This window comes from Flagellimonas nanhaiensis (genome assembly GCF_003382275.1).
Classification (GTDB): Bacteria; Bacteroidota; Bacteroidia; order Flavobacteriales; family Flavobacteriaceae; genus Flagellimonas; species Flagellimonas nanhaiensis.
This window is the reverse complement of sequence record NZ_QTJX01000001.1, coordinates 959592-974543: the sequence shown is the minus strand read 5'-3', so window position 1 is coordinate 974543 and position 14952 is coordinate 959592. Positions and strand designations below refer to the sequence as shown.

The following is a 14952-nucleotide window of genomic DNA, read 5'->3' as shown; positions in this document are numbered from 1 at the left end:
TAGCAATTTCGAATGGTACAAGTTTTTCAATTATTTTAATCTAATATCAGAAACCGAAGCTCCGGAAGGAATCATTGGAAATACGTTGTCTTCCTTTTCAACCTTTACTTCCAAAAAGTATGGTTCTTTGGAAGCCATCATTTCTTCGATGGCATCTTTTAATTCTCCACGCTCCGCTACTCTCCTCGATTTGATATGATATCCTTCCGCAATTTTTACAAAATCTGGGTTGGTCATGACCGTAGAGGCATACCTGCTCTCAAAAAATAGTTCTTGCCATTGACGAACCATTCCCAAATGATCATTGTTCAGGACCACAATTTTAACGGCTAGATTGTGCTGAAAAATCACCCCCAATTCCTGAATGGTCATCTGATACCCTCCATCACCTATGATTGCAACCACTTCTCTCTCCTGAGCGCCCATCTTAGCTCCGATAGCCGCAGGCAGGGCAAATCCCATGGTCCCAAGCCCACCGGAAGTAATATTACTCTTGGATTGTTTGAATTTGACATATCTGCAAGTAATCATCTGGTGTTGCCCAACATCCGTAACAATAACTGCCTTATGCTGGGATGCTACGTTGATTTGCTCCACAACCTCACCCATGGTAAGGCCTTGTTTTGTAGGGTTTATGTCTTTTTGGATGACCTCGTCATATTCTATTTGATATTTTTTATCAAACTCGGCCTTCCACTCCTTATGTTCGTTTGGCTGAACAAGTGGCAATAACAGATCTAGGGTTTGCTTGGCATTTCCAAGCACTGCCACGTCTACTTTTACATTTTTGTTGATTTCAGCAGGGTCTATTTCAAAATGAATGACTTTGGCCTGTTTGGCATACGTATCCAGGTTACCTGTAACCCGATCATCAAATCGCATACCTATGGCTATAAGTACATCGCATTCATTTGTTAAAACATTTGGCCCGTAGTTTCCGTGCATTCCCACCATTCCCACGTTCAAAGGGTGGTCCGTATCCAAAGCAGATAGCCCAAGAATGGTCCAAGCCGCTGGAATACCTGCTTTCTCCACCAAAGCTTTCAATTCCTCTTCAGCATGTCCTAAAATAACTCCCTGACCGAAAACTATATAAGGTTTCTTGGCATTGTTGATCAACTCTGCTGCTGCTTCAATGGATTTTAAATCTGGCTCTGGAACGGGTTTATAGCTTCTGACACCTGTACACTTTTCATAAACGAAGTCCAATTCTTCAAATTGGGCATTTTTAGTGATGTCCACCAAAACCGGACCCGGCCTACCTGATTTGGCTATATAAAAAGCTTTGGCCATAATCTCAGGTATCTCACTGGCCTTGGTAACCTGATAGTTCCATTTAGTGACCGGAGTAGAGATTCCGACAATATCGGTTTCTTGAAATGCATCTGAGCCCAGCAGATGACGCGGTACCTGTCCTGTTATGCATACAACTGGCGTAGAATCAATCTGTGCATCCGCCAAACCGGTTACCAGATTTGTCGCTCCCGGCCCCGAAGTGGCCATAGCCACCCCTACTTTTCCGCTTACCCTAGCATAACCTTGTGCCGCATGGGTGGCACCTTGCTCGTGTCTTGTCAAGACATGAGTCAGTTTATCCTGAAACTTATAAAGTTCGTCATAAACTGGCATGATCGCACCTCCGGGATAGCCATAGATTAAATCTACCCCCTCGGCCAATAGGCAATGAATTATGGCTTCTGCGCCAGTAATTTTAATTGCCTTTTCCTTTTTTTTACTTTCTTTTTGTGCTTTTAATGTTTCCATAAGCCCAAGTTTTAAAACAATACCTTCTAGATTAAATCGGTAACACAACCTTCTGAGGCAGATGAAACCGTTTTGGCATATTTATATAAACTCCCTTTTTTTACTTTCAAAGGAGGTTGAACCCAATTCTCTTTTCTTTTTTCCAGCTCTTCATCGGAAAGTGCAACTGAAATGCTATTTTTCTCCGCATCAATAGTGATAACATCCCCATCTTCAACCAAGGCTATTGCCCCTCCATCCTGTGCTTCCGGAGCTATGTGCCCAACAACAAAACCATGCGTTCCACCAGAAAATCTACCATCCGTGATCAAGGCGACTTCTTTACCCAATCCGGCTCCCATAATAGCAGCAGTAGGTTTCAACATTTCTGGCATTCCAGGCCCTCCTTTTGGGCCTTCGTACCTTATTACAACAACATCACCTTTCTTTACCAAGCCATTTTTAATACCGTCATTGGCTGCAAATTCTCCTTCAAAAACCTTGGCTGGCCCTGAAAAAAACAATCCTTCCTTACCAGTAATCTTGGCAACAGCACCATCTTTAGCCAGATTTCCGTGGAGTATTCTTAGGTGGCCCGTTTCTTTAATAGGATTGTCCAAATCCATGACCACTTTTTGGTTATCATCCAAATCAGGAACATTTGCCAGATTTTCAGCTACCGTTTTACCTGTTACGGTGAGACAATCTCCATGAAGCATTCCTTTTTTCAGCATAAATTTCATTACCGCAGGTATCCCTCCAACGTTGTGGAGATCCTCCATCAAATATTTTCCACTAGGTTTTAAATCTGCCAAAAATGGAGTTGAATCACTTATTCGTTGAAAATCTTCCAATCCAAAGTCAATGTCCGCTGCTTTGGCAATCGCTAAAAAGTGAAGGACCGCGTTGGTAGAACCTCCCAAGACCACCACAAGACGAATTGCGTTTTCAAGGGATTTTTTGGTGATGATATCACTAGGTTTTATGTCGTTTTCCAATAAGTGTTTTAAAGCTTTACCCGCAGCGATACAGTCCTTCTTTTTGTGGTCCCCTTCGGCGGGATTGGACGAGTTATAAGGCAAAGCCATTCCTAAGGCCTCTATAGCTGAAGCCATGGTGTTAGCGGTATACATTCCTCCGCAAGCACCTGCTCCCGGGCATGCATTCTGAATTACATTTTTATATTCGCCTTCATTCATAGTTCCAGCGACTTTCTCGCCCCAAGCTTCAAAAGCTGAAACAATGTCCAACTTTCTATTGTTATGGCAACCTGAAGCTATTGTGCCTCCATATACCAAAATGGATGGCCTGTTAAGACGAATCATAGCCATGAGTGCGCCGGGCATATTTTTGTCACAGCCAACCACAGTAATCAGGGCATCATAATTCATGGCCTGAACCACCGTTTCCATTGAGTCAGCAATAATATCACGGGAAGGTAGAGAATAACGCATGCCATAGGTTCCCATGGAAATTCCATCGCTTACCCCTATGGTATTAAAAATCAACCCTACTAAGTCGCCTTCTTTTGTACCGTCTTTTACGTAGGTTGAAAGTTGGTTTAAGTGCATGTTACATGGGTTGCCCTCATACCCTGTGCTTCCAATACCTACCAAAGGTTTTTTCAAGTCATCTTCAGTCAACCCTATTGCATAAAGCATAGCTTGAGCAGCGGGTTGGGTAGGGTCTTGGGTCACATTTTTACTAAACTTGTTCAATTCCATTTTCTAATTGCATTCAGATGGTGGATTCGGTTAAATCTGCTCTGTAATTCAAATATAGATGTTAAAAAAGCCCTGTATTTTCAACAATTTTGGGGGTTCTAAATCCATTTAAAACATTATTAATTTATCTATTTGATATACAGCGATTTATGCCGATTAAAATCCCATATCCATTTATTTTTACTACCATAAAAAAAGCCTGTATCTCAATTTGATACAGGCTTTTTTTTAATCAATAACAAGTCTGTATCATTCCCGGTCTGGGACGATAATGACTACATTAATGATTACATTTTTTAGTTTCATACTTCAATAGTACAAAAAAATTTCAAGCAGCAAAAGCTGGCCTTCAAATTTAAAAGGAAATCAGTTCAGCATATTAGCAAGATGAACCGGCGGAGCAAAGTAAACAATCTGAAAATCATGAATTACAACAGTTTGAGCATTATTTCATCTCCAAACTTTTTCTGGGCCAGTTTACAGATGGCTTCTTCTGAAAGTTGAAGTATTCTGGGGTACCCACCTGTGGTCTGCCCATCTTTCATAAGAATGATCATCCTTCCTGCTGGTGTCAATTGAACCGTTCCGGGCAAGGTCCCTGATGTAAGCATGGAATGGGTGTGTCCCGGGATCAACTCGGAGAGTTGATAGGCCATTCTGTTGTTTTTCTCTGAAACTGTAAAGGGTTTTGAAAAAATGGCAGCCAATTGACTATCTGACAACATAGAAAACTCTGGGCCTCTTTGAACTTCTATTTCACTGCCATCAAAATGGTCTGGAATTTTAATTTCGGAAATTGCGGGAATAAAGGAAGTTGTTTCCTCATAAGCAATCTCTTCTTCTTTTTGCAAACATTTGTTTTTGGTCACAGGAACATACAAAGATCTACTTCCTAAAACCTCAGGGGTTTTAAAGCCTCCTTTAATTGCCAAATAGCACCTAAAACCACAGTTCAGTCTTCCAAAAGATAAAGTATCCCCTTTGGATACCTTTACCACTTGATAGTTTTGAACAGGCTCTTGGTTTAGCAATGGAGAAATATCGGCTCCGGACAAACATATATAGGTAGGAGCTTCAAACTGGAGTGTTGGACCGGTCATGGTAATTTCCAATACCGCAGCATTTGCTTGGTTTTCCAACAACTGATTGCCCTTTTTTACAGCAAACTTATCCATTGCCCCGGAAACTGGAACTCCGTTATCACGATAACCGAATCTGCCCAAATCCTGAATGGTGGTGAAAAAACCGGATTTTAGAACCTTAAGCATCTATTGTAAGTTTCTCTAGTTTATAAATTCCTACCTCTGCTTCAATGATTCTTAGATCATACTCTGCTTTTGATATTTCATAGAACTGAACCTTATCCCCTACGGAAACAAAACAAGGGGTCTCTCTAGAAGAATCAAAAAGAGGTATGGGGCAATTACCGATTATGTTCCATCCTCCTGGAGAATCTTGCGGATATATTCCGGTTTGTTTTCCAGCCAGTCCTACAGAACCCTTGGATACATTTAGTCTTGGTTCTGCCCTCCTTGGAATTTCAAGGGACGAAGGCAACCCTCCCAAATACATGAATCCAGGTAGAAACCCAATGCCATACACTATATATTGTTGAGAAGTATGCTGATCTATAAGTTGTTCTGGTGATAAGTTCAAGGTTTCAGCGACCTCGTCAATATCTATCCCAAATTCTCTTTCGTAACAGACAGGAATACGCCATAAATACCGTTCTTTCTTTTGATTTTCAGCTTTTGGCTTTGAATGGCACTCCAAAATGAGCTCTTTGATCTCTCCAAAATCCAAAATCCCATCATTTTGAATCATGGTAATGGAGTTATAGGCGATTACCAACTCCCAACCTTCTAGCTTTAGAGCCCGAAAATTGTTGGCAAATTCCAGAATATCTTGAAGAATGGATTCCTCTACTTGATTTGGCCATGCAACCAGTACAGCACTTTTCCCGAAAGGCTCAATGTGGATGGGGTAACTTTTCACGGTCTTAATTGTACCTTGTGTTTGGGTAACATTTGTGAAAGATACGTTAATATTTCCAAAGCAGAAGCGGTGTCACCATGCACGCATAGGGTCTCCGTTTGAATTTGTATTGGTTTCCCCGTCGTAGCAAATACTTTTCCTTCTTTTATCATGGGAAGTACGTGCTCCAGTACTTTTTTAGGTTCTTTTATAAGCGCGTTTTCTTGTTTTCGGGACACTAAACTTAAATCTTCATTGTAACTCCGATCTGCAAAAGCCTCGTACCAAACAGGAAAGCCCCTTTTCTTGGCTTCTTTTGCTATTACAGACCCATAAGGAACATACAATAGCACTACCTTGTTGTATTGTTCCACTGTATCCAAATAGGTTTTGGCCAACCCCAAATCTTTGGCGGTTTGGTTATACAGTGCGCCATGTGCTTTAATATGATGCAGTTTTCCTTGCTGTTGTTTCAAAATCTCATCAAAGGTCACGAGTTGTTCGGACAAACTTTTTTGGAGTTCCATAGACGAAATATCCATGACTTCCCTGCCAAAATTCTTTTTATCCGGATAAGACGGATGCACACCAATTTTGACTCCATTCTGAGTAGCCAACTCTATTATCTCGGACATACTCTGAGAATCACCTGCGTGACCTCCACAAGCTATATTGCAAGAGCTTATCAGTGGAAACAGTTCTGCCTCGTTCCCAACCCCTTCACCAACATCACAGTTGATATCTATTGACCATGTTCCCATTTGGTTTATCCAATTACTTTTATGATACTTTTTATGCCCAGAAACAGTGTAAATGCCACAATGGCTATTCCCAAGGCATTTTGTACAAACGAATTTCTGAATTTACCCATCACCGATTTTTTATTCACCATCCAGAGCAATAGCATTGCAATGACCGGCAGTAAAATCCCATTGGCTACTTGTGCAAATTGAATGACCTCAATCGGTTTTATGTCAAAAGACAAAAAGAACACACCAAAAAACAGCACAATGATCCAAACCAGTTTGAATCTTTTATCCTGCATTCCACCTTCCCATCCAAAACAGCTACTGGCAACAAAAGACGCAGCAAGTGGAGCGGTAATGGCTGATGTTACTCCCGCGGCCAAAAGTCCCAGTGCCATAAAATATGTAGCTCCTTTCCCAAATAGTGGCTCAAGGCCTTTGGCCATATCGCCGGCGGAGGTTACATCCTCAATAGGCGCAGCGGAAGCGGTGATCAAGATGGCTATGGAGACCAATCCACCTACACCAATGGAAATTGCAGTATCCCACCTTACCTTTTTGAGATCGGAATGTGATTTCCATTTTTCCTTCACGAGTGAGGCATGCAAAAACAAATTGTACGGAACAACAGTGGTACCTACCAAGGCTATTACCGATAGTAAACTTCCCTCGGGCAATCTTGGAATAAGGGCTCCTTTAACTATTTCCATTACCGAAGGTTTTGTGATTATGGCACAGACCAGAAAACACACTCCCATAACGCCTACCAGCACCATGAATACTTTTTCAAGGGTTTTGTATGTTCCAAACCATAGCAGCAGAAAAGCCAGTGCTCCAAGCATGGAAGGATAAAAGGGTTCCAGTTGACTAGATTGGAACAATTGTTCCAATCCTAAGGTTGCTCCACCAATGTTGCCGGCTTCATAAGCAGCATTTCCAACTAGTATGGCACCAAGTATTATTGTAATTACAAAACCCTTCACCCATGGATTGTGCAATTCTCTTTTGATGATATCTGCTAACCCTGTCTGGGTAACCACTCCTATTCTACTGGCCATTTCCTGCAGAAGTATGGTCGCCAGCATGGAAACCAGAATGGCCCAAATCAATGCATATCCAAAATGAACTCCGGCCAAAGTACATATTGTGATGGTTCCCGGTCCGACAAACGCGGCGGCTACAAGAATTCCTGGACCAATTTTTTTAAACATAAACAGGTGTTTTGTAATTATTCGGGTATAAGATAATCAGTGCATTTCATCCAAAAAAATGCATTTCATCTAAAAGTGGTGTGTTTTACACCGATAAATTATACGAATCTTGGAAACCAAAAGTTATAATAGTCCCAAATCATACTAAGACCTAAACTTGACCCAGACTTATGACATGTAAGGATTGTGACAAAAGTATTGGATATCAACAACACAAGGAATCCATGGATTCTTTGGGAGTTGAGCTGTGCGCACGGCACACCAAACTTATCAAAAAAGTTATCCTAGATAACAATACCCCACTGGAAGCCATTCAATTATTTTACGCCTTAAAAGAAGTTGGTGCTAACCCTATGTTGGAATGGTGGGATGGAAAAAAATCCGTCGATATTGCCATCTCTAGAGTAAAACTCAATATTGAAATCGATAAAGATTACAATATGATTACCCATGAACAGGCCATTAATGATCTAGAGGAAGCCATGCATTCCTTTAAAAACGGATTTACAACCATTAGAATTCCGCATTTGGCAGTCAAATACTATCTAGAAGATACAGTGCAGAACATTCTGGGAATAATCGCTGGTTTAAAGGCCAATATAAAGGCGATTTAACCTTTTTATCAACCCAACCATCCTTCCCTATCCAGACTGCGGTATTGGATAGCTTCGGCAATATGTTCTGGGGAAATATTCTCTTGGTTATTTAAATCAGCTATGGTCCTGGAGACCTTCAAGATTCTGTCATAAGCCCGCGCAGAAAGATTAAGCCGCTGCATTGCATTTTTCAGCAATTCCAGAGAAGTTGGGTCAAGCACACAGAACTCCCTAATGTGTTTTGTTCCCATTTGGGCATTGTAGTGTACCTGATTTAAATTGGAAAATCTTTGGGATTGGATATTCCTGGCTGCCACTACTCGTTCTCTAATTTGTTTACTGCTCTCCCCCCCTCTTTTTTCTGAAAGTTTTTCGAATGGAACTGGGGTTACCTCAATATGAATATCAATTCTATCCAACAAAGGGCCTGAAATCTTTCCCAAATACCGTTGCATTTCCGCTGGTGATGAAGTCACAGGAGCATCGGGGTCGTTAAAGTACCCACCTGGACTTGGGTTCATGCTAGCCACCAACATAAAACTGCTGGGATAGGTCACTGCGAATTTGGCCCGTGCTATGGTCACTTCCCGATCTTCCATGGGCTGTCGTAGTACCTCAAGCACTCGTCTTTCAAACTCTGGAAGCTCATCCAAAAACAAAACCCCATTATGAGATAATGAAATCTCTCCGGGCTGTGGGTAGCTACCTCCGCCTACCAGAGCAGCACTACTGATGGTATGGTGCGGACTTCGAAAAGGTCTTTGGTGCATCAACCCCATATTCTTCACCTTACCCATTACACTATGGATTTTAGTGGTTTCCAGAGCTTCTTGCACTGTCATTGGAGGCAAAATGGAAGGCAGCCGTTTGGCCAACATAGTCTTACCAGCTCCAGGCGGACCAATCAAAATGATGTTGTGTCCACCAGCTGCAGCAATCTCCATGCAGCGTTTTATGCCTTCCTGCCCACGTACATCAAGAAAATCAAATTCAGGAAAATCTTGAAATGTCTGGAATTCTTTCACCGTATCAACTTTGGTCCGTTCCAAGGGAACTTCCTCATCAAAAAAATCGATTACCTCTTTGATATTTTTGACGCCATAGACTTCAAAATTATCTACAATAGCTGCCTCCTTGGCATTTTCCTTGGGTAAAATGAATCCTCTAAACCCTTCTTCCTTGGCTTTCAAAGCAATGGGCAGGGCTCCTTTAATGGGTTGAAGACTTCCATCCAAAGAAAGTTCTCCCATAATTATATACCGATCTATGTTAGTTGACCGTATCTGATTTGAAGCCGCCAGGATACCCAATGCCAAAGTAAGGTCATAGGCAGAACCTTCCTTTCGTAAATCCGCCGGGGCCATATTAATGGTAATTTTTTTGCCCGGAACCTTATATCCAATATTCTGAAGGGCGGCAGCAATGCGGTAGTTGCTTTCTTTGACTGCATTGTCGGGGAGGCCTACCAAATGATATCCAATACCCTTGTCCACATTGACCTCAACCGCAATTGTGGTGGCCTCTATGCCAAATACAGCACTTCCATAAACTTTACTGAGCATAATCGTCTAAAAGAAAATCTTGATGAATATGCTCGAAAATAGGTAATCCTATTCCACGACAAGCTTCTCTTTGACGGATACCGGGTTTCCATTTGACGTAAACCCTTCCAGAACCAACTCGTACACTCCTGGCACATCCGAAGTATAGAAAATTATTTCATTGGACCCCGTAGAAAGGTCCAGGTTTGGTTCCCAGAAAAGTTGATGCCTAAAATCAGGAATGCGTTCGTGATTTCCATTTTCATCATATTGTTGAATATGATAGTCTTTTCTGGACTGGGGCTTGAACAAGTCCAGATTAACAATATGTGGAGTATAGAAATCACTATAAAAATCGCCTTCAATGGTCTCTAGGGACACTACCCCTTGGAACATTTGAGATCCAACTAGAACTTTATCCCTTGAAAACTTTATGGATTGTATTTTTTTGGCGCTATATCCCATGATATCCTCATGTCTCCTTATAAAAAGTCCATCCACAAAAACAATGGGCAACAAGCTATTATCCGTAAAGCCTTCTCCTGGCCTTACCTCAAAAACGCGCTCCCCGTCATTCAATTTTCTTATAGAAACCTGATCCACCACTTCTACTATGGTTTCTGGAATACCATTAAAACGGGTATAGTCATCCAAGTTGTACACTTCGGTAAACCTTCTATAAAAAGGTGTTACGTGTTGGGCTGGAACCATAGAATCGGACCTTGCCTCGCGATATACATTTTCAATTTGGTTATGAATACTCTTTCTAAGGATATAGTCTTTCATGTTCTTGGAAAGTGTAAAACCTGAAAACTCCAAATTTTCGTATTCCTTGCTATACTCATCAATACTTATTTGATATCGGTCCCAATCTGTTGATAGTACTTGCAAGGCTGCTTTGGTATTGTCATATTCCCTATTTACTATAAACCGAAACTTGCCTTCATTGTTTGAAGTAGCCACGTTGAACAAATATTTGTCTCCTGGAAGGGACAGAGATATTCTCAAATTTTCGACCGGTTCTTGGGACTCTTTATCCAAAACAGTTCCAGAGATTACTTCACCTCTAAGCTCTGGTAAATCTATTTTATTTGCACCTACATTATTTTGACCCAATCTTAGAAAACTGCTTACAAAGGCATCCGATGTCATTTGAGACGGGGCCGGAAGCGAATCAACCTTTCGTACAGATATTGAATAACTACCGTTATTTACCGATCCATTGGTGCTGGTAACCTTTAAGGTCACTCTTTCTCGCTTGCCAACCGTGGATCTATCAACAGCCATATTTGCAAATACACTTTGTTTGGAAGGCACCTCTGGTAATACCAAAGGTTTTAATGGTAGTGGTATGGAATCTATCAAAGTATCCACTGGCTGCTCTAAATGAATGCCAGATGTAGTCTGATATGGATTTACGATATAGATGTCACTCTGAAAAAAGTCTTTTTGGCCAAAATTTTGCATCCATTCTGAATACCCCAAAAGTTTATAGCTTCCAGTGGGTATGGAGGTTGGAACAAAAAAGTCGCCACTCCCTGAGCCGGAATTCAACCTTATCTTATGTTTAAAAACTGTATTACCATCTTCACCCACCAAGGCTATATAAGCCATCTTGCTCAGACTGCTCAGCTTTCTTTCAGCATTGTCCATACAATATACTTTGTACAGCAAATGTTCTCCGGAAAACAGCAATGATTCGCTAAAATGGACATAAACGTGTTCTTGTGGAATCGATTTGAATCCCTGAACATTCTCACCGGATTGCGCTTTGGTGACAAAAGAAACCAAAACTGCCAAAATAAAAGTAATACTGTTTTTTTTCATAATGTTTTATCTAATCTATCCAAAATTCAGGTATTTCTGAGCTACCCAAAACCGTACAGTCACCACAAACCTCAGGGACTGTAACGTAAGGCCCTGCACCAGGAAACTCCCCTTCGTTGTCTCTAACATATTTTACAAGGTCCCAACGTACCAAATCTATCAACCCAATACCTGGAGCGCCCTCTCGGCATGGATCCACATAAGGAGGCAATCGTTCTCCTGGAAAAAAGTCCTCATAATTAAAGAAAATTCGTTTCTCATCCACGTTTACCACATTGAAATACCCTAGAACCTTTTCATCCTGGTTTCCTATAGGTGAAATATTTCCTTCCAAAAAACCTGGCTGTGTTTCGGAAAACAAACTTTCTGAGTTTGAGAAATTGTTCAGGGTTTCATAAAAATCATGCGCCCTTGTGGATTGCGAGTATTGTCTAACCAAAATACTATATCGATGTGATAGTATGTAATTATTACGGTCAACAAAATGAACCATAAAGTTGGAAATCCTTCCTTCGTTAAGGTTTTCTGTGCTTGCCAGAATAATTTTATTTGAAGAGTTTGATCCATAGCAGACCCTTTCGCCCAAGGACCTGGTAGTAAAAAAGATTCCCGGCGGGTCTATTTCTTCGTCTACATCCAACTCTACTGGATTCCATTCCGGTGCGATTATCTTGTAGGTTTCCTCATACTCATACCTGTAAAAATTGGTGTCAGAATCAAGATTGGAAGCATTTAGGAACATGCCCATACCCTCTTCTCCAAAGTCATTGCTAACTCGCTGTGCATATAAACTATCTATTTTCGAGGTTCCAGAAGTGCGAGCTATATCAGAAGTATATTCTTGACCATCTTTGGTACCAACCAGAAGGGTATATCCAACATTGGTTTGTGCAGCAAAGACTTCGCTCGAAACATAGGTGCCAGAATCAGTTTCTGTAAAATCATATCTAGATCCATCTTCCGAAACCACCTGTACCGTTGCCCCTGAGACCCCAGCTGCTCCTTCATCTTCAAACCTGTATGTTCTTGAAATCAAGATCTTTTGTTGTTTGAGTTCGTTGGTCAAGGTGGCATCGATGACCAAGGCACTCTCAAAATCCCTGAAGGTCACTTCAAAAGGTTCAATACAGGAACTTAAAAGACAGCCCGTAAAAACAGGAAGCAAACAACGATATGTTATACTTGTCCTTCTCATTCCTTCCAAAAATCTGGCATTTCAGGGCTACCCAAAACTGTACAGTCTCCACAAACTTGAGGTACTGTGATGTAAGGTCCTCCCCCTACACTTCCATCATTTTCATTGATGAATTTGACTAAATCCCAACGTATCAAATCTATTAATCCTGCTACGGGTGCTGCATAAACACAGGGATCTATATAATCCGGCAGTCTTTCCGTAGGGAAAAAATCCCGATATCCAAAAAAGATACGTTTTTCCGAAACCGCGACAATATCAAAAAAACCGAGCACCTTTTCACTAGAATCATCTTCTGACGAAATATTCCCTTGCAAAAACCCTGGTTGAGTTTCTGAGAATAAGCTCTCTGAACTAGAAAAACTGTTCAGGGTCTCCAAAAAAGTATAAGCAGCAGAAGTATGGGAATATTGACGCACCAAAATGCTGTAGCGGTGCGTAGTCACAAAGTTATTCTGTTCGATGAACTTCACCATGAAATTCTCCACCTGGCCAGTATCAAAATCATTGGTGTCAGTCAAAATTATTCGGTTTGAGAGATTGGTCGCGTAGCACACACGCTCGTCCAAAGATCTAGTTCCAATATAAATTGATGGCGGATAAGTGTCCTCATTGACTTCCAATTCCCTTGGAGCCCATTCAGGGGCAATTATTTTATAAGTCTCCTCATATTCGAATCTAAAAAAATTGGGAGTTCCATTTGTATTTAGAGAACTGGTAAAAATACCAATTCCCTCTTCTTCAAAATCGTTGATAATTCTTCTGGCGTAAAGGCTATCAATACCGACTTCACCTGCCAACTTTGATGAAGCTGAGGAATAGGAACGTCCATCCCCAGTAATAATGGATAAGGTGTAATCCACTCCTTCTTCAGCTGCAAAATCAACAGTGGACAAGTATGTTCCTTTCTCCATTTCCTCAAATACAAACGAGCTACCATTACTGCCAGCAACCATAACAGTTGCCCCGGATTCTCCTGTGAGACCTTCATCCTCAAACTTATAGGTACGCGACAGAAGAATCTGCTGTGGTTTCATTTCGTTGGTGATCATCGCTTGAATTACCAAAGCGCTCTCAAAATCCCTGAAGGTCACTTCAAAAGGTTCAATACAGGAACTTAAAAGACAGCCCGTAAAAACAGGAAGCAAACAACGATATGTTATACTTGTCCTTCTCATTCCTTCCAAAAATCTGGTACTTCTGTAGTCCCCAACACCAAACAATCCCCACATACGCGGCTTACAACCAAATAAGGCCCCTCGTTCGGACCGATTGAAGGGTTATCTCCAGCATATATTCCAGCTCCACTCTCAATGATTGGTCTTAAAACACAACCTCCCATATTGGCTATTACCGGCGTGCTTGGGTTACAAGGTTCCACATATGGCGGGAGATCTTCCCCAGGGTAAAAATCTTCATAGTTGAAGAAAATCCGCTGTTCTGAGACTGAGCTTACATCAAAAAAACCAAGAACCCTTTCATCTCTGTCGCTTTCCGAGAAAACATTTCCCTCCAAAAATCCTGGTTGTATCTGGGAGAACAGACTTTCAGAGCTTGAAAGCTCATTTAAAGTCTCGTAAAATGTAAATGCCTCATTGGATTGCACCAGCTGTCTTACCAAAATACTATATCTATGGGAGATTATGTAATTGTTTCTGTTGACAAAACGAACCATAAAATTTTCAATCCTATTTTCCGCCAAATCATCTGTAGAGGCAAGAATGATCCTATTGGACTTCTCCGTTCTATAGCAGACCCTTTCGTCGGTTGTGTTGGGCACTTTCAACACATTGCAGCCCCCTTCCGGATCTCCAATCAAGGAAACAGGGTTCCATGTGGGAGAAATTATCCTAAAGGTTTCCTCGTATTCATAGCGAAAGTTCTTTGCATTCCCGGTTGGGTCAGAAGTGTCGACCAAAATGGCCAGACCATCTTCTCCCAAATCCGTAGTTATTCGTTCTGCAGAAACATCACCTATGGCAACCGATGGTGAAAGCTGTACCATATTGGACAGATATCTTCTGCCATTTTGCGTTGTTACCGAAAGTTGGTACTGTCTATTGGGCTGGGCCGCAAAAGACTGAGTAGAAACGTATATCCCATCTCCCGTATCCTGAAAATCAAACGAATTTCCAGCGTCATCACTAATGGTTACATTAGCATTGGATTCTGGCGAAGGACCATCTTCCTCGAACTCATAGGTTCTAGTTATAAAAACCCGCTGCTGTTTTGTTTCATCCGTTATAACCGCTTCTATTACCACAACACTTTCAAAATCTTCAAAAGTGCCTTCAAAAGGTTCTATACAGCCATAAAGAATCACAGCCATAAAGGCTATTACTAAATTGATATTATATCTACTCTTATTCAGTTTCATTCCTTATTTAATGTTCCA

Annotated in this window: 12 protein-coding genes; 1 reads left to right on the top strand and 11 read right to left on the bottom strand. The window is 41.3% G+C overall.

Annotation, left to right across the window (positions count from 1 at the left end):
- Positions 1 to 30: 30 nt before the first annotated feature.
- The 6 genes from ilvB to DX873_RS04465 all read right to left on the bottom strand — a co-directional run bounded on the left by ilvB (position 31) and on the right by DX873_RS04465 (position 7398).
- A complete protein-coding gene (gene ilvB / locus DX873_RS04490; RefSeq protein WP_116183305.1) occupies positions 31 to 1764 on the bottom strand; it encodes a biosynthetic-type acetolactate synthase large subunit in 1734 nt (577 codons plus the stop codon).
- Positions 1765 to 1790: 26 nt separating this feature from the next.
- The gene (gene ilvD, locus DX873_RS04485) at positions 1791 to 3467 is read right to left on the bottom strand and encodes a dihydroxy-acid dehydratase (protein WP_116183304.1); all 1677 of its coding nucleotides are present in this window, start codon (positions 3465 to 3467) and stop codon (positions 1791 to 1793) included.
- A gap of 428 nt (positions 3468 to 3895) precedes the next feature.
- Positions 3896 to 4735 (bottom strand): 5-oxoprolinase subunit C family protein, encoded by an 840-nt coding sequence (locus DX873_RS04480; RefSeq protein WP_116183303.1) that lies wholly within the window; start codon positions 4733 to 4735, stop codon positions 3896 to 3898.
- Positions 4728 to 5462 (bottom strand): 5-oxoprolinase subunit PxpB, encoded by a 735-nt coding sequence (gene pxpB / locus DX873_RS04475; protein ID WP_116183302.1) that lies wholly within the window; start codon positions 5460 to 5462, stop codon positions 4728 to 4730. Before pxpB ends, DX873_RS04480 begins: the two co-directional genes overlap by 8 nt.
- A complete protein-coding gene (gene pxpA / locus DX873_RS04470) occupies positions 5459 to 6202 on the bottom strand; it encodes a 5-oxoprolinase subunit PxpA (RefSeq protein WP_116183301.1) in 744 nt (247 codons plus the stop codon). The genes pxpB and pxpA overlap by 4 nt, the downstream gene beginning before the upstream one ends.
- Positions 6203 to 6207: 5 nt before the next feature.
- On the bottom strand, positions 6208 to 7398 hold the full coding sequence (locus tag DX873_RS04465; RefSeq protein WP_181899435.1) for an Nramp family divalent metal transporter: 1191 nt from the start codon (positions 7396 to 7398) through the stop codon (positions 6208 to 6210).
- Between the two features lie 170 nt (positions 7399 to 7568).
- Here DX873_RS04465 and DX873_RS04460 point away from each other — a divergent pair, with 170 nt between their 5' ends.
- On the top strand, positions 7569 to 8012 hold the full coding sequence (locus tag DX873_RS04460; RefSeq protein WP_116183299.1) for a hypothetical protein: 444 nt from the start codon (positions 7569 to 7571) through the stop codon (positions 8010 to 8012).
- Positions 8013 to 8020: 8 nt separating this feature from the next.
- On the opposite strand, the gene DX873_RS04455 is transcribed toward DX873_RS04460, so the two are convergent.
- The 5 genes from DX873_RS04455 to DX873_RS04435 are packed head-to-tail and all read right to left on the bottom strand — an operon-like array spanning position 8021 to position 14934.
- The gene (locus DX873_RS04455) at positions 8021 to 9556 is read right to left on the bottom strand and encodes a YifB family Mg chelatase-like AAA ATPase (RefSeq protein ID WP_116183298.1); all 1536 of its coding nucleotides are present in this window, start codon (positions 9554 to 9556) and stop codon (positions 8021 to 8023) included.
- A gap of 48 nt (positions 9557 to 9604) precedes the next feature.
- The gene (locus tag DX873_RS04450; protein WP_116183297.1) at positions 9605 to 11362 is read right to left on the bottom strand and encodes a hypothetical protein; all 1758 of its coding nucleotides are present in this window, start codon (positions 11360 to 11362) and stop codon (positions 9605 to 9607) included.
- Between the two features lie 10 nt (positions 11363 to 11372).
- Positions 11373 to 12557 carry a DUF4249 domain-containing protein gene (locus DX873_RS04445; RefSeq protein WP_116183296.1) on the bottom strand — a complete coding sequence of 395 codons (1185 nt, stop codon included), beginning with the start codon at positions 12555 to 12557 and terminating at the stop codon, positions 11373 to 11375.
- Entirely contained in the window at positions 12554 to 13735 is a 1182-nt protein-coding gene (locus tag DX873_RS04440) for a DUF4249 domain-containing protein (RefSeq protein ID WP_181899434.1), read from the bottom strand. Before DX873_RS04440 ends, DX873_RS04445 begins: the two co-directional genes overlap by 4 nt.
- Entirely contained in the window at positions 13732 to 14934 is a 1203-nt protein-coding gene (locus DX873_RS04435; protein ID WP_116183294.1) for a DUF4249 domain-containing protein, read from the bottom strand. The genes DX873_RS04440 and DX873_RS04435 overlap by 4 nt, the downstream gene beginning before the upstream one ends.
- Positions 14935 to 14952 lie beyond the last annotated feature (18 nt).

What these genes read in the sequence shown, in the direction of transcription:
- DX873_RS04480 (WP_116183303.1), bottom strand. Translation starts at nt 4,735, where the DNA reads ATGCTTAAGGTTCTAAAATCCGGTTTTTTCACCACCATTCAGGATTTG.
- DX873_RS04440 (WP_181899434.1), bottom strand. Translation starts at nt 13,735, where the DNA reads ATGAGAAGGACAAGTATAACATATCGTTGTTTGCTTCCTGTTTTTACG.
- DX873_RS04455 (WP_116183298.1), bottom strand. Translation starts at nt 9,556, where the DNA reads ATGCTCAGTAAAGTTTATGGAAGTGCTGTATTTGGCATAGAGGCCACC.
- DX873_RS04445 (WP_116183296.1), bottom strand. Translation starts at nt 12,557, where the DNA reads ATGAGAAGGACAAGTATAACATATCGTTGTTTGCTTCCTGTTTTTACG.
- ilvD (WP_116183304.1), bottom strand. Translation starts at nt 3,467, where the DNA reads ATGGAATTGAACAAGTTTAGTAAAAATGTGACCCAAGACCCTACCCAA.
- DX873_RS04465 (WP_181899435.1), bottom strand. Translation starts at nt 7,398, where the DNA reads ATGTTTAAAAAAATTGGTCCAGGAATTCTTGTAGCCGCCGCGTTTGTC.
- DX873_RS04435 (WP_116183294.1), bottom strand. Translation starts at nt 14,934, where the DNA reads ATGAAACTGAATAAGAGTAGATATAATATCAATTTAGTAATAGCCTTT.
- DX873_RS04450 (WP_116183297.1), bottom strand. Translation starts at nt 11,362, where the DNA reads ATGAAAAAAAACAGTATTACTTTTATTTTGGCAGTTTTGGTTTCTTTT.
- pxpA (WP_116183301.1), bottom strand. Translation starts at nt 6,202, where the DNA reads ATGGGAACATGGTCAATAGATATCAACTGTGATGTTGGTGAAGGGGTT.
- DX873_RS04460 (WP_116183299.1), top strand. Translation starts at nt 7,569, where the DNA reads ATGACATGTAAGGATTGTGACAAAAGTATTGGATATCAACAACACAAG.
- ilvB (WP_116183305.1), bottom strand. Translation starts at nt 1,764, where the DNA reads ATGGAAACATTAAAAGCACAAAAAGAAAGTAAAAAAAAGGAAAAGGCA.